Genomic DNA, 21,272 nt, shown 5'->3' with positions numbered 1-21,272 from the left:
GCCGGTCGGAAGCTCAACGTCTCTCTCAAGACTGTGGAGCCTGACGAAGAGCAAAAGACCCCGGTCTCCGGGGTCTTTTGCTTTTTGCACGTCTTTTTGCACGTCGTGTCGCATCGGGGTATGCTCCTTCGTTTCCGCGTACGGGTTCGGGCCCGTCACGTATGGTATGAGGAGACCATCCCAATGAATTTCGACGTCGTCATCGTCGGTAGTGGGCTGGCTGGGTTGAGCGTGGCGCTGAATCTGGCGCCCACCTGCCGGGTCGCCGTCATCGCGAAGCGGGCCCTGTCCGACGGCGCCAGCAATTGGGCGCAAGGGGGCATCGCAGCGGTACTGGACTCGGCAGACAGCATCGAGAGCCATGTCCGCGATACGCTGGTCGCCGGCGCAGGCCTATGCGACGAGCCCGCGACGCGCTTCATCGTCGAGAACGGACGCTCGGCGATCGAATGGTTGGTCGGCGAAGGCGTGCCGTTCACCAAAGACGATAACGCCGAACTGGGGTTTCACCTGACGCGCGAGGGCGGACACAGCCATCGGCGCATCATTCATGCGGCCGATGCCACCGGCCATGCGGTGCTGTCAACGCTTGTCGAACAAGCCCGCCGACGCCCAAACATCACCCTGCTCGAGCATCACTGCGCAATCGACCTGGTCACGTCAGACCGGCTCGGGTTGCCGGGCCGGCATTGCCTCGGGCTGTACGTGCTGGACATTGAAAGCGGCAAGACACTGACGATCGGGGCACCGCACACCGTGCTAGCCACCGGCGGCGCCGGCAAAGTTTACTTATACACGACGAATCCGGATACCGCGACCGGCGACGGCATTGCGATGGCCTGGCGGGCCGGCGCACGGGTGGCGAACATGGAGTTCATTCAATTCCATCCGACCTGCCTGTACCATCCGTATGCCGGCTCGTTCCTTATTTCCGAGGCGGTGCGCGGCGAAGGCGGATTGCTGAAGCTGCCGGACGGTACCCGCTTCATGTCGCAGCATGACGAGCGCGCGGAATTGGCACCACGCGACATCGTCGCCCGCGCAATTGACTTTGAAATCAAAAAGCGCGGTATCGATTGCGTCTATCTCGATATCAGTCACCAACCGGCTGCATTCTTGCACAAGCATTTCCCGACAATCCTTGCCCGATGCCAGCAGTTCGGCATCGATATCACGCGCGCCCCGATCCCCGTCGTGCCGGCCGCCCATTACACATGCGGCGGTATTGTGACCGACCTGGCCGGCCGAACCGACCTCGCCGGACTCTACGCGGTCGGTGAAACCGCCTATACGGGCTTGCATGGCGCCAACCGGCTTGCAAGCAATTCGCTGCTGGAGTGCTTGGTAATCGGCAGGGCCGCGGCACGAGTCATCGAAGACGCAGGGTTTCATGCCGTGCACAGCCTCAAATTGCCGCAGTGGGATGAGAGCCGCGTATCCGATGCCGACGAAGAGGTCGTCGTGGCCCACAACTGGGATGAGGTGCGGCGGCTGATGTGGAACTATGTCGGCATCGTGCGAACCGACAAGCGGCTGGCGCGGGCGAAGCACCGGCTGGCACTGCTGCGCGATGAGATCCACGAGTACTATGCGAATTTTCGTATCAGCCGCGACCTGCTTGAATTGCGTAACTTAGTCGATGTTGCGTTACTGATCGTCGACAGTGCCCGCTCCCGGCACGAAAGCCGCGGCTTACATTTCAGCCGCGACTGGGAGCAGGTGTTACCTAAAGCAATGCCAACGGTGCTGAGCCCGAAGCGAGTCCGCAACCACTCGATCTGATTGCCCGTGGCCGCGCCCGCGACGGCCTGGCGCCGGCGGCTACGCGCGATCGAGGATCCGCATCGAATAGTCGGTCGCGCGCACGTCCTTGGTCAGTGCGCCAATCGATATCCGATCCACGCCGGTCGCCGCGATATCGCACACCGTGTCCAAGCCAACGCCCCCGGAGACCTCAAGCAGGGCCCGATGATCGTTCAGCGCAACCGCATCACGCATCATGTCCAGCGTGAAGTTGTCTAGCAACACCGATTGAGCACGATGCGCCAGTGCCACCTGTAGCTGTTCGAGCGTCTCGACCTCGACCTGCACCGGCACGCTCGCCTGCAACGCATACGCCGCCTGCAGCGCGGCGGCAACACCGCCCGCGGCCGCAATATGATTTTCCTTAATTAGGATGCCGTCATACAGCGCCAGCCGCTGGTTATCGCCGCCGCCAACCCGAACAGCATATTTTTGCGCCAGCCGCAGGCCAGGCAGCGTCTTGCGCGTATCGAGAATCCGCGCCCGGGTACCGGCAATCGCATCGACATATCGGCGCGTGGCCGTCGCGACGCCGGACAGCAATTGCAGAAAATTCAAGCCATTGCGCTCGGCCGTCAACAGCGCGCGCGCGGGGCCGCGCAACGAGCACACTGGCGTATCGGCGTGCATCCATTCGCCTTCACGATAATGCCATGACAGTTCGATACGGGCATCGACACGGCGCATCACTTCAACAAACCAGAGTACACCGCATAGCACGGCGGACTCACGCACGATGATCCGAGCGTCGAACACGTCGTGGGCGGGCACGAGCAAGCCCGTCCAGTCGCACGCGCCCACATCCTCGGCCAGCGCGTCTTGCACGTTCCGGTGCAGTGCGGCCGTGAACGCGTCGCCGTAGTGCTGACAGATTTGCTCATAGCCGTCCCACTGCGGCACCGCCACCGTGCGGATCTCGCGGCTCCCGGTAACGCCCATCACGCCGCCCCCATATGTCGAAACAACGCATCATCGCGCGCCAGGTCACCGCTCGCTCGTACATTGCGCTTTTTCTGCGCCGCGAAGTCCAGCATGCGGTCGATCGGCATCCGCGCACGCTGAGCGATGGCCGGATCGACCAATATCTCGTTTGCACCGGACTGCAGCACGGCGGCGAGATTGGTCAGGCTGTTCATCGCCATCCATGGACAATGCGCACAGCTTTTGCACGTTGCGCTGTTGCCCGCGGTCGGCGCGGCGATAAACGTCTTGCCCGGCGCCGCCGCCTGCATCTTGTACAGGATGCCCTGGTCGGTGGCCACGATGAAGCGGGTCGCGTCAAGCGCCTTCGCCGCGTCGATCAGTTGCGTGGTCGAGCCGACCACGTCGGCCTGCGCAACGACCGATTCCGGCGACTCCGGATGCACGAGTACCTTAGCGTCTGGATGCTCGGCGCGCAACAAGTCAAGCTCGATCCCCTTGAATTCGTCGTGCACGAGACACGAGCCCTGCCACATCAGCATATCGGCGCCGGTCTTGCGCTGGATGTAGCTGCCCAGATGGCGGTCCGGCGCCCACAAGATCTTCTCGCCGCGCGCATGCAGCGCGGCAACGATATCCAACCCAATTGACGAAGTCACCATCCAGTGCGCACGGGCCTTGACCGCCGCGCTCGTGTTCGCATAGACAACGACGGTGCGGTCGGGATGGGCATCGCAGAACGCGGCAAACTGGTCGGCAGGACAGCCTAGATCGAGCGAGCACGTCGCATCTAGGTCCGGCATCAACACACGCTTTTCGGGGCTCAGGATCTTCGCGGTCTCGCCCATGAAACGCACACCGGCCACGACCAGTGTACGGGCATCGTGATCACGGCCGAACCGGGCCATTTCCAGCGAATCGGCGACGCACCCTCCGGTTTCCTCCGCGAGCGACTGCAGCTCCGGATCAACATAATAATGGGCGACCAGCACGGCCTGCTGCTGCGCCAGCAACTCGCGAACACGCACGCGCAGCTCGGCGCGCTCGGCCGCCGATAGGCTGTGCGGCACGCGCGCCCAAGCTTGCCCGACGCTGCAAGCTCCGCCAGGCATCACCGGCTTGTCGAACTCGACCGTCCTAATTGAACGCTGGTTCATTGTCATCCTCTCACGGCTCAGTATGACCGCCCGCGCCACCACCCGCGAGCCTCCCAATTAACGCACGCTGGTGGCCGCATGGTGTGCCGAAACGAAAAACCCCGCCTATGCGGGGTTTTTGTGGCAAGACGGACTTCAAGTGTAACGGAATTTACCGATGCCCGCCTTTACGCGTAGCGGCGCAGGCGCAGTGCGAACTCCTGCAATGCCTTGATGCCGCTTTGCTCCGCGCGATGGCACCAATCCTGTAAGTGCGACAACAATTGCTCGCGTGACGCGTTCGAGCGATCCCATATCTGCGCCAGTTCCACCCGCAACTGATAATACGTGCGCAGGCGCTGGCTGCTGGCGAAGATCTGCATCAGTTGCCTTTTCTGCGGCTCGTCCAGGCCGGCCTCATCCTTGTGAATCCACTCGCGCGCGCCCTTGATCAGCGCGTACTTCTCACGCGCGCCCAATTCCTTCAAGTGCGCCAACTCCTGCCGGTACGCCCGCTTGACCGTTTTCGCGTAGCGCGCCATCACCTCGTAGCGGTTGGCCAGCACCGCGTGCAATGTGTCTAGGTCGGGCACCGCCTTGCGCGCCGCCAGCTTCGGCGTCGGCGCAATTTTCTTCACCTTCGCGAGTCGGCATGCCGACATGAGTCGGATGTACATCCAGCCGATGTCGAACTCGTACCACTTGTTCGACAACTTTGCCGACGTCGCATAGGTGTGGTGATTGTTGTGCAGCTCCTCCCCCCCAATCAGGATGCCCCATGGGAACAGGTTCGTGCTCGCGTCCGCACAGTTGAAATTGCGGTAGCCCCAGAAATGGCCGAGGCCATTGACCACGCCAGCGGCCCAGAACGGAATCCACACCATCTGGATGGCCCACACCGAAATGCCAACGATGCCGAACAGCGCCAAGTCGATCAACGCCATGATCGTCACGCCGAGCACCGCATGTTTGGCGTAGACATGCCGCTCGAGCCAATCGTCCGGCGTGCCGTGCCCATACTTCTTCAGCGTTTGCTCGTTCTTCGCCTCGGTGCGGTACAGTTCGGCGCCCTCGAGCAGCACTTTCCATATCCCGCGCGTCTGCGGACTGTGCGGATCCTCGTCGGTCTCGCATTTCGCATGATGCTTGCGATGAATCGCCGCCCACTGGCCGGTGACCATGCCCGTGGTCAACCATAGCCAGAAGCGGAAGAAGTGGCTGGCAATCGGATGCAAGTCCAACGCGCGGTGCGCCTGGTGCCGATGCAGGTAAACAGTGACACCGATGATCGTGATGTGCGTCATCACGAGCGTATACAGCACGATTTGCCACCAAGACCAGTTCAGCAGGCCATGTGCAACGAAATCAAGCATGAAATTCAGCAAATTAATACCCGGAAAACAAAATCGGAAAAAACGCCCGATTGGAGTATCGGACGTGACCTATCGCGGCGGCCGCGAAAGGGCTGATTCAAGATTCTACCTGATCAGCCGCAAGTGCCTGTCACAAAATGATTCCCTGTTGCGCGGCACACAGTCGCAGCCCTTGAGGCGCGACATACGCTAGTGCATGACATCGGACTAGTGCATGGCATAGGAAAGGAGAAATCAGAGGAATCAAGCTAATTGGCTGTTTCGACTGCGGCAACCGGCATCGGTTCAATAGCAGCAGACAACGGTTCGATGGCCGCGGCATTGAGTATGCGCACCTCGCGCTGCGCGCGCGGAACACGAATACCGTGCGCATTGAACCCCGCCCAGATATTGTAGTTGACGGCCGAGCGCACCGACGCGGTACCGAGCGCCGCGTCGGCGATCCAGAAACCTAGCTCCAGGTCGATCCCGTTGGCACCGAATCCGGCAAGATAAGGGCGAGGCGCCGGATCCTGCAACACGCGCTCCACGCCCTGCGTAGCTTGGACGAGCACGCGCATCGCGAGATCCACGTCCGTCCCATACGCCACTTGGACCGACACCTTAGTCCAGCCGCGCGTGAGGAACGACGACTGATTCTGCACAATGTCGGTGATCAGCTTTTCGTTCGGCACCAGCGTCTCAACGCCATCCAGCCTGCGCACCACCGTGTAGCGGGTGCGGATCTGCGTGACCCGGCCTTGCAGGCCGCCCACGCAAATGGTGTCGCCGAGCCGCAGTGAGCGGTCCAGCAGGATGATAAACCCCGACACGTAGTTGCTGGCAATCTTCTGCAAGCCAAAGCCCAGCCCGACGCCAAGCGCGCCGCCGAATACGCCGAGCACGGTGATATCGATGCCGACGATCGACAGGCTCACGAGCACCGCGGCCAGAATCAATGACGCCCGGCCGAGGCGCGATAGCACAACCTGCAGATTCGCATCGAGTGAATTGGCCTGCATGAGCCGCTCGTCCAGCGTGCGGCCAGCCCACAGCGCGCCGATCAACGTGATCATGACCCACAGCAAGCCATTGCACAGCGACAGCAGCGTCAAATGCGCGTTGGCCACGCGAAACTCCACGCTGGCCATCCAGTGCAGCACGTCGTGCTGAATGCCCACCACGGTCAGCGCCATGCCGGCCCATACCAGCACGGTGACGATTTTCTCAACCAGGTACGCGAGCCCGTGCAGGTGCCCGTCCTGGGAAAACACCCGGCGCATTAGGTACAACGCCACATAGATCAGCGCTATACCGAACAGCGGCACCCGCGCCAGGTCCAGTAGTGGCGTTTTCATCGCCTGGCCCAGCACGAGCCCCGTGCCGTCAACGATCAACCAGCCGAGGAACGGAAACAACGCCTTGTTCAGCCCATCCGCGCCAAAGCGCACCGCCGCGTTGCGGGCGCGGCGATACGCGTCCAGCCGCTGGCGCGCGTAACCGGCAAGCACCCATGCCAGCGCTAGCGCGCCGATCAGCGCAACGACTTGCCAAAGCACCGCCGGCTGGCCGAGGTCACGCATCGGCTGGCCGATCTCGCGCATTAAGTCGCCGAACAGGTGCGTCAGTACTTGATCCTGCATGTCACGCTACCCGTTGCATCACCGTCGCAAAGAAGCCATCGGTACCGTGCCGGTGCGGCCACAGCGTCAGGTCATCGCCCGTATCGAGCGCGATCTTTTGCTCGGCCAGCACCTGGCTCGCCGGCACGCGCTCGAACATCGGGTGAGCGGCGAGAAATGGCTCGACGATGCCCTCGTTCTCGTCACCAAGCAAGCTGCACGTCGCGTAGACAAGCCGCCCGCCCGGCTTGAGCAGTCGCGCGGCGGCGGCGAGGATCGATGCCTGTTTCACCGCCAACTCAGCGACTGATTGCGGCGTTTGGCGCCACTTGAGATCCGGGTTGCGGCGCAGCGTACCCAAGCCGCTGCACGGCGCATCGACCAGCACGCGATCGATCTTGCCGGCCAGCCGCTTGATCTTCACATCATGCTCGCTGTCGATGACGACCGGGTGCACGTTCGACAAGCCGCTGCGCGCGAGCCTGGGCTTGAGCTTGCCCAACCGCTTGTCGGACACATCGAACGCGTACAGCCGTCCGGACGAGCGCATCATCGCACCCAACGCGAGCGTCTTGCCGCCCGCTCCGGCGCAAAAATCGACGACCATCTCGCCGCGGCGCGGCGCGACCAGCTGGCACAGCAGTTGGCTGCCCTCGTCCTGTACCTCGAACCATCCTTGCCGAAAAGCGGCCAACGTCTGGATCGCGGGCTTGCCGGCCACCCGAATGCCCAGCGGCGCATACGGCGTCGGCTCCGCCTGCACGCCAGCCTCCACCAGCGCGGCGAGCACCGCATCGCGATTGGTGCGGATCGGATTGGCACGCAGATCCAGCGGCGCCGGATAGTTCAGCGCCGCAGCGAGCCGCGCCAACTCCTGCGCCACCGCATCCGGCCCGGCATCGGGAGTGGCCAAACGGGCGCCCAACGCAGACTCGATCCAGAGCGGCAGGTTTGTGCGCACGCGCGCCGGCAGGCTCGCCGGATCGATCTTCGACACATGGTCGAGCCACGCAAATTCCTGTGGCGACAGATGCGCACGCAATGCGTTCAGGCCGGCGATCTGCATCAGGCCGAGCAGCGTCAGCCGACGTGCCGGCGTGCCGCTGCCGCTCTCGGCCAAATGCCCATATTCCATCTTGCGGCGCAGTACCGCGAATACCGTCTCGGCGATCACCCCGCGCTCGGCGTGGCCGAGCTTCGGATGCGCGCGAAAGAATCGGCTCGCGGCCGCGTCAGCCGGACCGGCAAACTTCAGCACGTCGGCGAGCAACGTCTCGGTCTGGCCGATCAAAAATCCATGTAGCTTCATACTGTATCCCCGCCAAACACCAGCCGCGGCTCGGCGGCCGCCAGCTCCACCCGGCCGTCACGCACGCGCAGCCGGTCCTCGACAAACCAGCGCACCGCGCGCGGATAAAGCGCGTGCTCCAGGCGCAGCACCCGTGCAGCAAGCGCAGCGGCGTCGTCACCGGCAAGCACCGGCACCACGCCCTGCGCAATGATCGGGCCATGGTCCAGTTCAGCGGTCACAAAATGGACCGTGGCGCCATGCACCGCGACGCCGGCGTCCAGCGCACGCTGATGCGTATGCAGACCCGTGAAGCTGGGGAGCAACGATGGATGCACGTTCATCATGCGAGCCGCATAGCGCTCAACGAACGCTGGCGTTAGCACGCGCATGAAGCCGGCCAGCACGACGAGGTCCGGCTCGTGCGCGTCCAGTACCTGCGCCAGCGCCGCGTCGAACGCCTCGCGCCCATCAAACCGTGTGTGGTCAACAACCGCCGTGGTGACGCCGTGCGCGGCAGCGAACGCCAAGCCCGCGGCGTCGGGTCGGTTGGACACGACCGCGGCAACGCGCGCCGGCCACCGCTGCGCGGCGCACGCGCGCACGATCGCTTCCATGTTGGAGCCGCGTCCGGAAATCAGGATAACGAGTTTTTTCATCCATGGATTTTATCATCGGCACCCCTGCCGCCTGCGCCGATCCGCCGGTTCCCGCCGAAATCGGGTGCGAGCGTTTATAATTATGGGCTTTGCGGCAACGTGCCGGCGCGATGCGTCGGCGCGGCCATCCAACGCCGCAGCCCGACCGGCCAATCATCGTGAGAGTCTTCAGGGGTCTTCCAAATGCCGAGAGCCGCGCGCCCTGCGCGTTGACGATCGGCAACTTCGACGGCGTGCATCGCGGCCACCAGGCGTTGCTGGCGCAGGTGCGCGCCGCTGCCACCGCGCGCGCGCTACCGGTCTGCGTGATGACGTTCGAACCGCACCCCCGCGAGTTCTTCGATCCAGCCGGCGCACCGCCGCGCATCACGATGCTGCGCGACAAGCTCGAGGCATTGCGGCGCAACGGCGTGGACCGGATCGTGGTCGAGCATTTCAACCACACGTTCGCCAGCCAGTCGCCGGCCGCGTTCGTCGAGCACATCATCGTCAACGGATTGCACGCGCGCTGGGTGATGATCGGCGATGATTTCCGATACGGGGCAAAGCGCGCCGGTGACTTCCTGTCGCTGAAGGCGGCCGGCGCGCAGTATGGCTTTGAGGTCGAGCAGATGCCCACTGTGGCGGACCCGTGCGGCGCGCGCATCTCCAGCTCGGCCGTGCGCGCCTCGCTCGTGGCGGGCGACCTCGCGGCGGCTCGCGCTGCGCTCGGCCGTGCGATCGTGATCAGCGGCCACGTCGTGCATGGCATGAAACTGGGACGCGACCTAGGCTTTCCGACGCTGAATCTGCCGATCTCGCACAAGCGTCCCGCGCTGGCCGGCATCTTTATCGTGCGGGTGCACGGCATCGAGGCGGGCCCGTTGCCTGGCGTAGCCAGCCTGGGCTGGCGCCCGACCGTGGACGATTCCGGCCGCGTCCTGTTGGAAGTGCATCTACTGGACTGGCATGGCGACGCATACGGCAAGCTGGTGCGGGTCGAATTTCTTGAAAAATTGCGCGACGAACAGAAGTTTGTGGATCTGGAGGCGCTCGGCCGCGCGATCGCGTGCGATGTCGCCGCCGCCCGTGAATACTTCGCCACACAAGGCGACCGGGCGGCAGCGCCGACCCACGCCGACTGGACGGCGGCGCCGGCCAACCCCGCCACGCAGCCCGAGCAGCGTGGCGGCCCCGGCCCAGGCGGCGATTTTGCGACCTCCGCCACCGACCGAATTAGATAGCGCTGGGTCGTCGCGTACCGGTAAGGTGCGCGGCGACGCGTGTCGGGGCCGACGACATGTGCCCCGTGCCCGCGCGACATGCCGTGCTTCGCTGATGCGGCCGGCATGCGCCATTAGCGGCCACCGAACTTCTCCACCATCCCGATCATGAGTGACAAGAAAACCGATTCCAAGCAGCCTTCCAAATACCCTGTGAACCTGCTCGACACGCCGTTTCCGATGCGCGGTGACTTGCCCAAGCGCGAACCGCAATGGGTCCAAGAATGGCAACAGAACAAGGTGTACGAAGCGATTCGCGAGGCCAGCCGGGGACGGCCAAAGTTCGTGCTGCACGACGGCCCGCCCTATGCGAACGGCGATATCCATATCGGACACGCAGTCAACAAGATCCTAAAGGACATGATCGTCAAGGCGCGCAACATGGCCGGCTTTGACGCGGACTATGTGCCCGGATGGGATTGTCATGGCATGCCGATCGAAATCCAGATCGAGAAGCGCTTTGGCAAGTCGCTGCCGGTTGAGCTGGTGCAACGTAACGCACGCGAGTATGCCGCCGAGCAGATCGAGCGCCAGAAGGCCGATTTTCGCCGGCTTGGGTTAATCGGCGATTGGGACAACCCGTATCGCACGATGAACTTCGCGAACGAGGCGAACGAAATCCGTGCGCTCGCGCGCATCCTCGAGAAAGGCTATGTGTTTCGCGGCTTGAAGCCGGTGAACTGGTGCTTTGACTGCGGCTCGGCCCTTGCCGAGGCAGAAGTCGAATACAAGGACCGTGTCGATCCCGCCGTGGACGTCGCGTTTCCGTTTGCCGAGCCCGACCGGATCGCCGGCGCATTCGGGCTGCCGTCGCTGCCCAGTGCCGACGGCGCGATCGTGATCTGGACCACCACGCCGTGGACCATTCCCGCGAACCAAGCGCTGAACGTGAACCCCGAACTGTCGTACAGCCTCGTGGACACGCCGCGCGGCTTGCTGATCCTGGCTTCCGAGCGCGTCGAGCCGTGCCTGGCTACGTACGGCCTGGACGGCACGGTGATCGCGTCGGCGCCAGGCGCCGCGCTTGGCGGGATCTGCTTCCACCATCCGCTCGCCAACCTGCACCCGGGCTACAAGCGCACTGCGCCGGTCTATTTCGGCGACTACGTGACCATCGACTCCGGCACCGGCGTCGTACATTCGTCGCCGGCCTACGGCATCGAGGACTTCCAGTCGTGCAAGGCGCATGGCATCGACGATGGCGACATCCTAAGCCCGGTCATGGGCGACGGCCGCTATATCGAATCGTTGCCGCTGTTCGGCGGCCTGTCGATCTGGGAGGCAAACCCGAGGATCGTCGACGCGTTGCGCGATGCCGGCTCATTGCTGCACACGAACCATTACGCGCACAGTTATATGCATTGCTGGCGGCATAAGACGCCGATCATCTACCGCGCGACGTCGCAATGGTTTGCCGGCATGGACCTGACGCCCGTCGGTGGCGGCAAGACGCTGCGCGAGACCGCGCTCGACGGCATTGAGGCCACCACGTTCTATCCGGCGTGGGGCAAGCAGAGACTGCATAACATGATCGCGCATCGACCCGATTGGACATTGTCGCGCCAGCGCCAGTGGGGCGTGCCAATGGCCTTCTTCGTGCACAAGGAGACGGGCCAGCTGCACCCCCGCACGCTGGAATTGCTCGAACAGGTCGCGCAACGCGTCGAGCAACACGGCATCGAGGCCTGGCAGTCGCTCGATGCGCGCGAGCTGCTCGGCGACGACGCTGACCTGTATGAAAAGAACCGCGACACAATGGACGTTTGGTTCGATTCCGGCACGACGCACTGGCATGTGCTGCGCGGCTCGCACGCCCAGCAGCTGCAGTGGCCCGCCGACCTGTACCTCGAAGGCTCGGATCAGCACCGCGGTTGGTTCCATTCGTCGCTGCTGACCGGCTCGATGCTCGATGGCAGGCCCCCCTACAAGGCGCTGTTGACGCACGGCTTCACGGTCGATGGACAGGGCCGGAAGATGTCGAAATCGGTCGGTAACGTGATCGCGCCGCAAGAAGTCTCAAACAAGCTCGGCGCCGAAATCATTCGCCTGTGGGTGGCCTCGACCGACTACTCCGGCGAACTGTCAATCTCCGATGAGATCCTAAAGCGCGTGGTGGAAAGCTACCGCCGGATCCGCAACACGCTGCGCTTTCTGCTGGCGAATCTGTCGGATTTCGACCCGAACCGCAACAGGGTGCTGTCCGAGCAGTGGCTCGAGATCGACCGCTACGCGCTCGCGCGCGCCGCCGCGCTGCAAAAGGAGGTGCTCGACCACTACGACGCGTACGAATTCCACCCGGTCGTGGCCAAGCTGCAAACCTTCTGCTCAGAGGACCTCGGCGGCTTCTATCTCGATGTGCTCAAGGACCGGTTGTATACGTCGGCGGTTGACTCGCCCGCGCGACGCAGCGCACAGTCGGCGCTGTACCACATCACGCAGGGGCTGCTGCGGCTGATCGCGCCCTTCCTGTCGTTCACCGCGGAGGAAGCGTGGAAGATCTTCCAGCCGGGGCACACGACGATCTTTACTGAAACGTACTACGTCTATCCGCCGCTGCCCGAAGGGGCGGCGTTGTTAGATAAATGGGCGCTCGTGCGCCAATTGCGCGGTGATGTCACCAAGGCGCTCGAAGCGGCGCGCGAAGCCGGCCGGATCGGCTCGTCGTTGCAGGCCGAAGTCGAGATCCGTGCGCATGGCGCACGCTACGATACCCTCGCGAGCCTGGGTGACGACTTGAAGTTCGTGCTAATCACCTCCGCGGCGCGGGTGATCAAGGTCGACAACGAGGCCGACGAAGCAATCGACGTGGTCGCGTCCCGGTACCTGAAGTGCGAGCGCTGCTGGCATTACCGCGAGGAAGTGGGCGCGAACGCTGAGCATCCGACGCTGTGTGGGCGCTGCACGGCGAACCTATTCGGGGATGGCGAACACCGGAGCATTGCATAAATGGCGAAGATCTTATCCCGCAACGTCGCCCGTTCGGCAACGCTCATGCCGTGGCTAGGCATATCGTTAATCGTGATCCTGCTCGACCAGTTGTCCAAGCTCGCGGTATCGCGCCTGTTCGTGTACGGCGACCCGCATCCGGTTGCGCCATGCTTCAATCTAATGCTGGTTTATAACCGCGGCGCCGCGTTCAGTTTTCTGGCGACCGCCGGCGGCTGGCAGCGCTGGGCGTTCACCGCCTTGGGCATCGTCGCCGCGCTGGTGATCGCCTGGTTGCTCAAGCGCCATAGCGGGCAGAAACTGTTTTGCACCGCGCTGGCGCTGATTCTTGGCGGCGCGCTGGGCAACGTTATTGACCGGCTGGTGCACGGCCATGTGATCGACTTCGTTGATTTTCATGTCGGCGGCTGGCATTGGCCGGCGTTCAACATTGCTGACAGCGGCATCACGATCGGTGCGGTACTGCTGGTGCTCGACGAGCTTAGGCGCGTGCGCGCGGCACGCTGAAAAACCCGGATCAAGAAACAATGCCGGCACCGGACACACGCAATAGCGGAAGGAACGATATGGACCTTGCGGGCAAACACCTGGTGCTTGGACTGACAGGCGGCATTGCATGCTACAAGTCGGCCGAGCTTACGCGCATGCTGACCCAAGCCGGCGCCACCGTCCAAGTGGCGATGACGCAGGCGGCCACGCAATTCATCACGCCGGTCACGATGCAGGCGCTGTCCGGCCATCCGGTCTACACCAGCCAGTGGGACGCACGGATCGATAACAACATGCCGCACATCGATCTGTCGCGCCGTGCGGACGCGATCGTCATCGCCCCCGCGTCGACTGACTTCATCGCCAAGCTAGCCAATGGGCTGTGCGACGATCTCTTGTCCACGCTGGCCATGGCGCGCGACTGCCCGTTGCTGGTCGTGCCGGCGATGAACCGCCAGATGTGGCAAAACCCAGCGACGCAACGCAACGTCGCCCAGTTGCGCGCGGATGGCATCACAGTGCTCGGTCCGGATTCCGGCCCACAGGCGTGTGGCGAGATCGGCGACGGCCGCATGCTCGAACCTGCAGCGGTGTACGAAGCGATCATCGCCTTTTTTCAGCCGAAGAAGCTGGCGGGACAACGCGTGCTGATCACGGCGGGCCCCACGTTCGAGCCGATCGATCCGGTCCGCGGCATCACCAATCGTTCGAGCGGCAAGATGGGATTCGCGCTCGCGCGCGCCGCGGCGCAGGCCGGTGCGCACGTGCACCTGGTCGCCGGCCCGGTCGCACTCGCCACGCCGTGGGGCGTGAGCCGCGAGGACGTGCAGACCGCGCAGCAAATGTACGACGCGGTCATGGCGGCCGTCGCCGACACCGACATTTTCATCGCCGTCGCCGCGGTCGCCGACTGGCGTGTCGCTCAGGTATCCAAGCACAAGCTGAAGAAGGCTGCCGGTCAGCCGGCGCCGCCGCTGGACTTCATCGAGAACCCGGATATCCTCGCTAGTGTCGCCGCGCTACCCTCGCCGCCTTACTGCGTCGGCTTCGCGGCGGAAAGTAGCGAGCTTGGCGTGAACGGTGAAGCGAAGCGGCGGCGCAAGAACGTCCCGCTGCTGATTGGCAACCTGGGGCCAAAGACATTCGGCAAGGATGACAACGAAGTCGTACTATTCGAAACAACTGGCTCGACACCGTTGCCGCGCGCGGACAAGCAATCACTCGCGCGCACGTTGGTCGACGAGATTGCGCAGCGCGTGCCGGGCAGTCTTTTCGCGTAAGTCACGCCCGCGCGGGCGGCGTCCTGGTCTCGGCCCGCCACGCGTACGGCTCGCTATCTTGTTCTCACATGACTCGACTGTCAGTACTCGATCAAACGCCGGTGATCGACGGCTATTCGGTCGCCGACGCCATTGCCGCCACCGTCGAGCTTGCGCAGCTTGCCGTTCAGCAGCAGTTCAACGCCGACGAGTTGATTGTGCTCACCGTCGCGGCCAGCTATAAGGCACGGCTGCGCTCGTATGAATTGCTTGCACAAGCATTCGATCTAGCCGCACAAACGCACGAGACGGCATAATCGAGTCTTTTGCGTGCTTGCGGTGCCATCGCGTCGTACCGCGCCAGCACCGCGACGGCGCGTCATAACGCATACCGCGATGCCAGCACGCTGCTCTCACTACTCACTAATGAACATCGACCTTAAGATTCTCGACCCGCGCATGCGCGATGCCCTGCCCGCCTATGCCACTGCCGGCAGCGCCGGTCTAGACCTGCGCGCTTGCCTGGACGAACCGCTGATTCTGCAACCGGGCGCCACCGCGCTGGTGCCGACCGGCCKGGCCATCCATATCGGTACGCCAGGCTATGCGGCATTGATCTTGCCGCGCTCCGGATTGGGCCACAAACATGGCATCGTGCTCGGCAACCTGGTGGGACTGATCGATTCCGATTATCAAGGCCAGTTGATGATCTCCACGTGGAACCGCGGCGAGACCACGTTCACGCTGAATCCGATGGAGCGGCTTGCGCAACTCGTAGTGGTGCCGGTGGCGCAGGTGCAATTCAACGTGGTCGACGATTTCTCGCACAGCGAACGGGGTGCCGGCGGCTTCGGCAGCACTGGCCGGCACTGAGCGAGAAAAAGCGCGGGACGTTGCCCGCGCCTTATTATTGCGCGAGCACCGCGGTCACTCGACTTCGGCCGTTTCCGGGTTTGTCGGATTGCGCGGCGCCGCGTTCTCGTCAAACGTGAGTTGCACCTTGTCGTTGTCATCGACATTGACCGTCACGCGCCCACCATTCATCAGCTTGCCGAACAACAACTCGTCCGCCAACGCGCGGCGAATCGTATCCTGGATCAGCCGCTGCATCGGCCGCGCACCCATCAATGGGTCGAAACCGTGCTTGGCCAAGTGCTTGCGCAACGCATCGGTAAACAACGCATCGACCTTCTTCTCGTGCAACTGATCCTCCAGCTGCATCAGGAACTTGTCGACCACGCGCATGATGATTTCCTCATCAAGCGAGCGGAAGCTGATGATCGCGTCGAGCCGATTGCGAAACTCCGGCGTGAACATCCGCTTGATGTCCGCCATCTCGTCGCCGGTCTCACGCCGTGTCGTGAACCCGATCGTCGCCTTATTCATCGCCTCGGCGCCCGCGTTCGTCGTCATGATGATGATGACGTTACGAAAATCCGACTTGCGGCCGTTGTTGTCCGTCAACGTGCCATGGTCCATCACTTGCAGCAGCACGTTAAAGATGTCCGGATGCGCCTTCTCGATCTCGTCGAGCAACAGCACGCAATGCGGCTTCTTCGTCACCGCCTCCGTCAGCAGCCCGCCCTGGTCGAACCCGACATAGCCGGGCGGCGCGCCGATCAGCCGGCTCACCGCGTGGCGCTCCATATATTCGGACATATCGAAGCGCACCAACTCGATGCCCATCGTAAAGGCCAGTTGACGCGCCACCTCTGTCTTGCCGACGCCGGTCGGCCCGGAGAACAAGAACGCGCCGATCGGCTTGTCCGTCTTGCCCAGCCCCGCCCGCGCCATCTTGATGGCCGCGGCCAACGCATCAATGGCCGGATCCTGGCCAAACACCACGCTCTTCAAATCACGGTCCAGCGTCTGCAGTTTGCTGCGGTCGTCCTGCGACACACTTTGCGCCGGCACCCGCGCGATCTTGGAAATAATGTCCTCGATCTCCGTCTTGCCGATCGTTTTCTTTTGCTTGGACCTGGGCAGGATTCGCTGCGCCGCACCCGCCTCGTCGATCACGTCGATCGCCTTGTCCGGCAAATGCCGGTCGGTGATGAATCGTGCAGACAACTCGGCCGCCGCCGACAGCGCGCCGGATGAGTACTTGACGCCATGATGCTCCTCGAAGCGGGACTTCAAGCCACGCAGGATCGCCACCGTCTGCTCGACCGTCGGCTCGGTTACGTCGATTTTTTGGAAGCGCCGCGACAACGCTGCATCTTTTTCAAAGATGCCCCGGAATTCGGTAAAGGTCGTTGCCCCGATGCACTTGAGTTGGCCGGACGACAGCGCCGGCTTGAGCAGGTTCGACGCATCGAGCGTGCCGCCCGAGGCGGCGCCCGCGCCGATCAGCGTATGAATTTCATCAATGAACAGGATCGCATGCGGACGGTCCCTCAACTCCTTGAGCACCGTCTTGAGCCGCTGCTCAAAGTCGCCCCGGTACTTCGTGCCCGCCAGCAGCGCCCCCAAGTCGAGGGAAAACACTTGCGCATCCGCCAGGATATCGGGCACCTCGCCGCGCACGATCCGCCATGCCAGCCCTTCGACGATGGCCGTCTTGCCCACGCCGGCCTCGCCCACCATCAGCGGATTGTTCTTGCGACGCCGACACAACACCTGCACCATCCGCTCGACCTCGGGCTCGCGTCCGATCAATGGGTCGATCTTGCCGTCGCGCGCCTGCTGATTCAGGTTTTGGGTAAATTGTGCCAGCGGCGTTTCCTTCTGCGCGCTGGCATCGTCACCGTCGGCCGGCGGCTCACCGGCCTTCGCCACATCCGGCCCCGCAGTCTTCGCGATGCCGTGCGAAATAAAGTTGACCACGTCCAGCCGGGTCACGCCCTGCTGCTGCAGGTAGTACACCGCGTGTGAGTCCTTCTCGCCGAAGATCGCCACCAACACGTTCGCGCCGGTCACCTCCTTTTTGCCGCTGGAGGTCGACTGTACATGCATGATCGCGCGCTGGATCACGCGTTGAAAGCCCAATGTAGGCTGCGTGTCGACGTCGTCGGTCCCCGGCACGATCGGCGTGTTATCGTGGATGAAGTTGCGCAAGTTCTGGCGCAGATCCTCGATGTTCGCGGCGCATGCGCGAAGCACCTCCGCCGCCGTTGGGTTATCCAGCAGGGCGAGCAACAGGTGTTCGACGGTGATGAACTCATGCCTTGCCTGGCGTGCTTCCATGAACGCCATATGAAGGCTGACTTCCAGTTCCTGGGCAATCATGCTTCCTCCATCACACACTGCAGCGGGTGTCCCGCTTGCCGCGCGTGCGTTACAACCTGCTCAACCTTGGTCGACGCAATGTCCCGCGTATAGACCCCGCAAATTCCACGCCCCTCATAATGCACTTTCAACATAATCTGCGTCGCCGTATCGCGATCCTTGTTGAAGTATTGCTGTATTACCATCACGACGAATTCCATTGGCGTGAAGTCGTCGTTCAGCAAAACCACGCGGTACATCGACGGCGGCTTGGCCTTGTGTTCCTGCCGCTCCAGTACTGTACCGTCCTGCTTATCCGGGATAATGGCCATACACCCATTCTAAACAACTCGGCCACGCAAGCAATCCCGCCAAAACTCTCCAACGGGCACCCGATACGGCGCGGCACACATCCTTTCGTCACCAGAAGAGCGCGACAGCCTCTCCGGCACCCTGCCAACGGTAACCACCCGCCCTACGGCGAAGCGCACAGCGTTGCGCTGATCCTGCTTGCGCAAACTTCGTTCCATGGCTATCTCGGTGCATTATGCGACTTTTCAAGCGCACGCGCTGCGTGGGCGTCGGACAGAGCACATTGAGATAACGTCAAGATGACTCTCACGCGTGGTGCAGGCCTGCATTTAGAGCCCATACAACGGGTTTCGGGCGTCTCAAAATTTCCTTGACACTGACTTTTAGACCACCAACAATCAAGCTGGCACTTTTTTCCGGTTGTAGACGAAGGAAAAATGCCGGGTGAGCTTGTTAGAGGGATCCGGCCGCATGGGGCACGGAGCTTTTCGAGCGTGCTCGTGTAGCAAGGACGAGAGTGACAGGGGAAGTAGGATGGCGACTGGTACGGTCAAATGGTTCAATGACGCCAAAGGTTACGGATTCATCACGCCGGACGAAGGCGGTGAGGATTTGTTCGCGCATTTTTCGGCTATCCAGATGAACGGCTTCAAGACCCTCAAGGAAGGACAGAAGGTCAGCTTCGAAGTCGTGCAAGGACCGAAAGGCAAACAGGCTTCGAATATCCAGGCGGCAGCCTGATCGTTCGAATCGCTTGCGTCGTGAAGCAGAAAAACCCGGTTGCAAACCGGGTTTTCCTTTTTTCGCGCCGCTACAGTTTGACGCCGAGGCGCAACCACACCGTGCGGCCGGACTCCATGACCGGTGAATTGGCCGAGTAGCCAAAGCCCGCGTTGCCCGCCAGGTTCAGGTGCTCGGTGTACGCGTTGTCGAACAAGTTGTCTACGCCCAACGTCAGCGTGGCCGCCTTGCCGAACGCGTACTGCGCATGCAGTGACACGACGCCGAAACCGGCGCTCGGCCCAAAATCCTTGCCGACCACGTTCCCTTCATTGGACGCGTACCGGCGCTGCGCCGCCACCACGCGCCACAGCGCCCCGACCGACCACGTCCCGTGCTGGTAATTTGCGCCAACGCGCGCTTCCAGCGGTGGAATCTGCGGCAGCGGCCCGCCCGTGTCGTTATTACGCCCCCACGCGTACGCCAGTGAGGTCTCGAACCGCCACGCCGGCGTGGCGCGCCACGTGGCGCCCAATTCGCCACCGAGGATCCGTGCACCGACCTGCGTCGCACGACTGGCTGGTCCCATCGGCTCGGACACGTAGTCGAACAGGATGAAATCCCGCACGCTGCCCGCATACGCCGACACCCAGGCGTCAACGCGCTCGCCACTGTACTGCGCGCCAATATCCAGTTGCGTCGTCTTTTCGGGACACAATGACGAAAACGCGTTGATCGAGCCCTCTGGGCCCCGTTTCGGCGAGAACAGCTCCCAGTAATCAGGGAAACGCTCGGCATGCCCGATCCCGACGTACCACATCGCGGGCAACGTCGCGAGATCGCGCTCGTAACGCACGAAGCCGCTGGGCAAAGTGCGCTCGCGTTGCACGTTGGCCGTCGGATTCGGTGCTTGCATCGCGCCGGAGCCGACGTTGACGCGCCGGTCGCGTGCCGCGGCGCGGTCCATCCGCAGCCCCGTCACCATCCGCTCAGCCTGCGTCGCGTACCAGGTTAGTTCGCCAAATCCGCCAATGCTCCACAAGGTTGCCGACGGCTTCCACGGACCGTTGCCGTTGGCGGCGGCCTGCTGCAGCGACCGGTTGTCGAGCGCATGGTGCTGCCCATCCACGCCCGCCACCAGCTTAAACTGGTCCGTGAACCGCAGCGTCGCGGCACTGCGAGCGCCGAACGTGCGCCGTCGCACTTCGGATGCCATCGGCATGGACCTGCCGCCGCCTGCCGGCGAGCGCAGCGTGAAGTTATCCATCACATGGTCGAAATCGTTATAGTAGACCTGCGCTTCGACGCGGTCCAAAACCTCGCCCAGGTGCGAGCGCTCGGCACGCAGACCATAACTTTCGCGCCGGAACCGTGCACCGTCCTTGAAGCGGCCGGCGTAGCGCGCATAGCCGTCGCCAGTACCGGCGCTCGCTTCAATGCGGGTATGCTCGTTTGGCGTCCAGCCCAGTGCCGTGTCGACGTTCCATTTGTCCCACTGCGATGGCACCGTATTGCCGTTGCCGTCGCGGTAGTCTTGTTGATGCGCGTGATTGGCGATCACGCGCGCATAGCCTTCGCGCACGCCCGCGCTCAAGTCGACATTCTGGTCGTTGCGCCCGAATGAGCCGCCAACCAGGCTCCCATCGAAGCGCATGCCCGGCGCGTCGAAGCGGCGGGTCGTGCGCTCAAACAGCACCGTGCCGGCCGATGCGCCCGGCCCGTAAAGTACCGATTGCGGCCCCTTGACGACGGTCACCTTGTCGTAGCTCTCCGGCGCGATATACGAGGTCGGGGCATCCATGCGGCCCGGACAGGCACCCAGCATCGGCGCGCCATTGCTCAATAAGCTCAGCCGCGATCCGGACATACCGCGAAACACCGCGTCTGCATTGGTGCCGCCGCTGCGGATCGCCGAAAAGCCCGGCACCGTCTTCAGATAGTCGGCGCCGTCGCTCGCGGGCAGCGGCTGACGCGGCTGCTTCGGGTCGGTCACCACGACCAGCGGATGCTTCGGCGCATTGGCGATGACCTCGATCGGCACGAGCACCGACGCGGCGCCCGCCGGGGGCGCGTCAGGCGGCGACGCATCAGCTTGCGCGTGAGCGCTCACTGTTCCCAACAAGCTCGCCGCGGCGAACACCGAAGGCGCCCAACGCCGACAGCGGTTACGTTCCAATACAAGATGCGCGTTGATCAGGCGACGCGACGCCGCCTGATCCAGGAAAGAGAATTTCATGCAAACAACCCATGGCATACCCTCCAGGCCGGCAGTTGAATGGCCGGTCCGGCAGGCATC

At 63.1% G+C, this 21,272-nt stretch carries 18 protein-coding genes; 9 read left to right on the top strand and 9 right to left on the bottom strand.

Translation table 11 applies throughout. The features are described from left to right. Nucleotides 1-183: 183 nt before the first annotated feature. The gene (gene nadB / locus RBRH_RS02300) at nt 184-1,782 is read left to right on the top strand and encodes an L-aspartate oxidase (RefSeq protein ID WP_041753082.1); all 1,599 of its coding nucleotides are present in this window, start codon (nt 184-186) and stop codon (nt 1,780-1,782) included. Nucleotides 1,783-1,821: 39 nt separating this feature from the next. On the opposite strand, the gene nadC is transcribed toward nadB, so the two are convergent. The 3 genes from nadC to RBRH_RS02285 all read right to left on the bottom strand — a co-directional run bounded on the left by nadC (nt 1,822) and on the right by RBRH_RS02285 (nt 5,245). Next, nucleotides 1,822-2,745: a carboxylating nicotinate-nucleotide diphosphorylase gene (gene nadC / locus RBRH_RS02295; protein ID WP_013434318.1), complete on the bottom strand. Its 924-nt coding sequence runs from the start codon at nt 2,743-2,745 to the stop codon at nt 1,822-1,824. Beyond that, a complete protein-coding gene (gene nadA, locus RBRH_RS02290; RefSeq protein WP_041753079.1) occupies nt 2,742-3,881 on the bottom strand; it encodes a quinolinate synthase NadA in 1,140 nt (379 codons plus the stop codon). Before nadA ends, nadC begins: the two co-directional genes overlap by 4 nt. 167 nt (nt 3,882-4,048) lie before the next feature. Then, nucleotides 4,049-5,245, bottom strand: a complete 1,197-nt coding sequence (locus tag RBRH_RS02285) for a DesA family fatty acid desaturase (protein ID WP_013434316.1) — start codon at nt 5,243-5,245, stop codon at nt 4,049-4,051. Here RBRH_RS02285 and RBRH_RS19615 point away from each other — a divergent pair. Next, nucleotides 5,232-5,426 (top strand): hypothetical protein, encoded by a 195-nt coding sequence (locus RBRH_RS19615; RefSeq protein WP_162145537.1) that lies wholly within the window; start codon nt 5,232-5,234, stop codon nt 5,424-5,426. The genes RBRH_RS02285 and RBRH_RS19615 overlap by 14 nt on opposite strands. A gap of 55 nt (nt 5,427-5,481) precedes the next feature. Here RBRH_RS19615 and RBRH_RS02280 read toward each other — a convergent pair whose 3' ends face one another. The 3 genes from RBRH_RS02280 to purN are packed head-to-tail and all read right to left on the bottom strand — an operon-like array spanning nt 5,482 to nt 8,781. Beyond that, nucleotides 5,482-6,855, bottom strand: coding sequence for a mechanosensitive ion channel family protein (locus RBRH_RS02280; protein ID WP_013434314.1), 1,374 nt, complete (start codon nt 6,853-6,855; stop codon nt 5,482-5,484). Nucleotide 6,856: 1 nt separating this feature from the next. Continuing rightward, on the bottom strand, nt 6,857-8,143 hold the full coding sequence (locus tag RBRH_RS02275) for an RsmB/NOP family class I SAM-dependent RNA methyltransferase (RefSeq protein ID WP_013434313.1): 1,287 nt from the start codon (nt 8,141-8,143) through the stop codon (nt 6,857-6,859). Further along, the gene (gene purN / locus RBRH_RS02270) at nt 8,140-8,781 is read right to left on the bottom strand and encodes a phosphoribosylglycinamide formyltransferase (RefSeq protein ID WP_013434312.1); all 642 of its coding nucleotides are present in this window, start codon (nt 8,779-8,781) and stop codon (nt 8,140-8,142) included. The genes RBRH_RS02275 and purN overlap by 4 nt, the downstream gene beginning before the upstream one ends. A 110-nt stretch (nt 8,782-8,891) precedes the next feature. Between purN and RBRH_RS02265 the strand changes: the two genes are divergently transcribed. The 6 genes from RBRH_RS02265 (at nt 8,892) to dut (ending at nt 15,610) form a co-directional block, all read left to right on the top strand. Further along, the gene (locus tag RBRH_RS02265; RefSeq protein ID WP_013434310.1) at nt 8,892-10,004 is read left to right on the top strand and encodes a bifunctional riboflavin kinase/FAD synthetase; all 1,113 of its coding nucleotides are present in this window, start codon (nt 8,892-8,894) and stop codon (nt 10,002-10,004) included. 147 nt (nt 10,005-10,151) lie between these two features. Next, a complete protein-coding gene (ileS, locus tag RBRH_RS02260) occupies nt 10,152-12,989 on the top strand; it encodes an isoleucine--tRNA ligase (protein ID WP_013434309.1) in 2,838 nt (945 codons plus the stop codon). Next, complete coding sequence (gene lspA / locus RBRH_RS02255; protein ID WP_013434308.1) at nt 12,990-13,496, top strand: signal peptidase II; 507 nt, start codon at nt 12,990-12,992, stop codon at nt 13,494-13,496. 59 nt (nt 13,497-13,555) lie between these two features. Beyond that, a complete protein-coding gene (coaBC, locus tag RBRH_RS02250) occupies nt 13,556-14,758 on the top strand; it encodes a bifunctional phosphopantothenoylcysteine decarboxylase/phosphopantothenate--cysteine ligase CoaBC (protein ID WP_041753078.1) in 1,203 nt (400 codons plus the stop codon). A gap of 68 nt (nt 14,759-14,826) precedes the next feature. Beyond that, a complete protein-coding gene (locus tag RBRH_RS02245; RefSeq protein WP_013434306.1) occupies nt 14,827-15,054 on the top strand; it encodes a luciferase-like monooxygenase in 228 nt (75 codons plus the stop codon). A gap of 109 nt (nt 15,055-15,163) precedes the next feature. Next, nucleotides 15,164-15,610: a dUTP diphosphatase gene (gene dut, locus RBRH_RS02240; protein WP_041753076.1), complete on the top strand. Its 447-nt coding sequence runs from the start codon at nt 15,164-15,166 to the stop codon at nt 15,608-15,610. Nucleotides 15,611-15,664: 54 nt separating this feature from the next. Here dut and clpA read toward each other — a convergent pair whose 3' ends face one another. Then, on the bottom strand, nt 15,665-17,965 hold the full coding sequence (gene clpA, locus RBRH_RS02235; protein ID WP_041753075.1) for an ATP-dependent Clp protease ATP-binding subunit ClpA: 2,301 nt from the start codon (nt 17,963-17,965) through the stop codon (nt 15,665-15,667). Then, the gene (gene clpS, locus RBRH_RS02230; RefSeq protein WP_013434303.1) at nt 17,962-18,276 is read right to left on the bottom strand and encodes an ATP-dependent Clp protease adapter ClpS; all 315 of its coding nucleotides are present in this window, start codon (nt 18,274-18,276) and stop codon (nt 17,962-17,964) included. The genes clpA and clpS overlap by 4 nt, the downstream gene beginning before the upstream one ends. A gap of 514 nt (nt 18,277-18,790) precedes the next feature. Here clpS and cspD point away from each other — a divergent pair. Beyond that, nucleotides 18,791-18,997 (top strand): cold shock domain-containing protein CspD, encoded by a 207-nt coding sequence (gene cspD, locus RBRH_RS02225; RefSeq protein WP_041753073.1) that lies wholly within the window; start codon nt 18,791-18,793, stop codon nt 18,995-18,997. Between the two features lie 70 nt (nt 18,998-19,067). Here the strand turns inward: cspD and RBRH_RS02220 are convergent, their stop codons facing one another. After that, nucleotides 19,068-21,212 (bottom strand): TonB-dependent copper receptor, encoded by a 2,145-nt coding sequence (locus RBRH_RS02220; protein ID WP_041753071.1) that lies wholly within the window; start codon nt 21,210-21,212, stop codon nt 19,068-19,070. Nucleotides 21,213-21,272: the final 60 nt, after the last annotated feature.

Origin of the sequence: Mycetohabitans rhizoxinica HKI 454 (genome assembly GCF_000198775.1) — a bacterium.
In the GTDB taxonomy this organism is placed as follows: domain Bacteria; phylum Pseudomonadota; class Gammaproteobacteria; order Burkholderiales; family Burkholderiaceae; genus Mycetohabitans; species Mycetohabitans rhizoxinica.
Note: the sequence above shows the minus strand (reverse complement) of the source record. Positions and strands in the feature narration are given on the sequence as shown.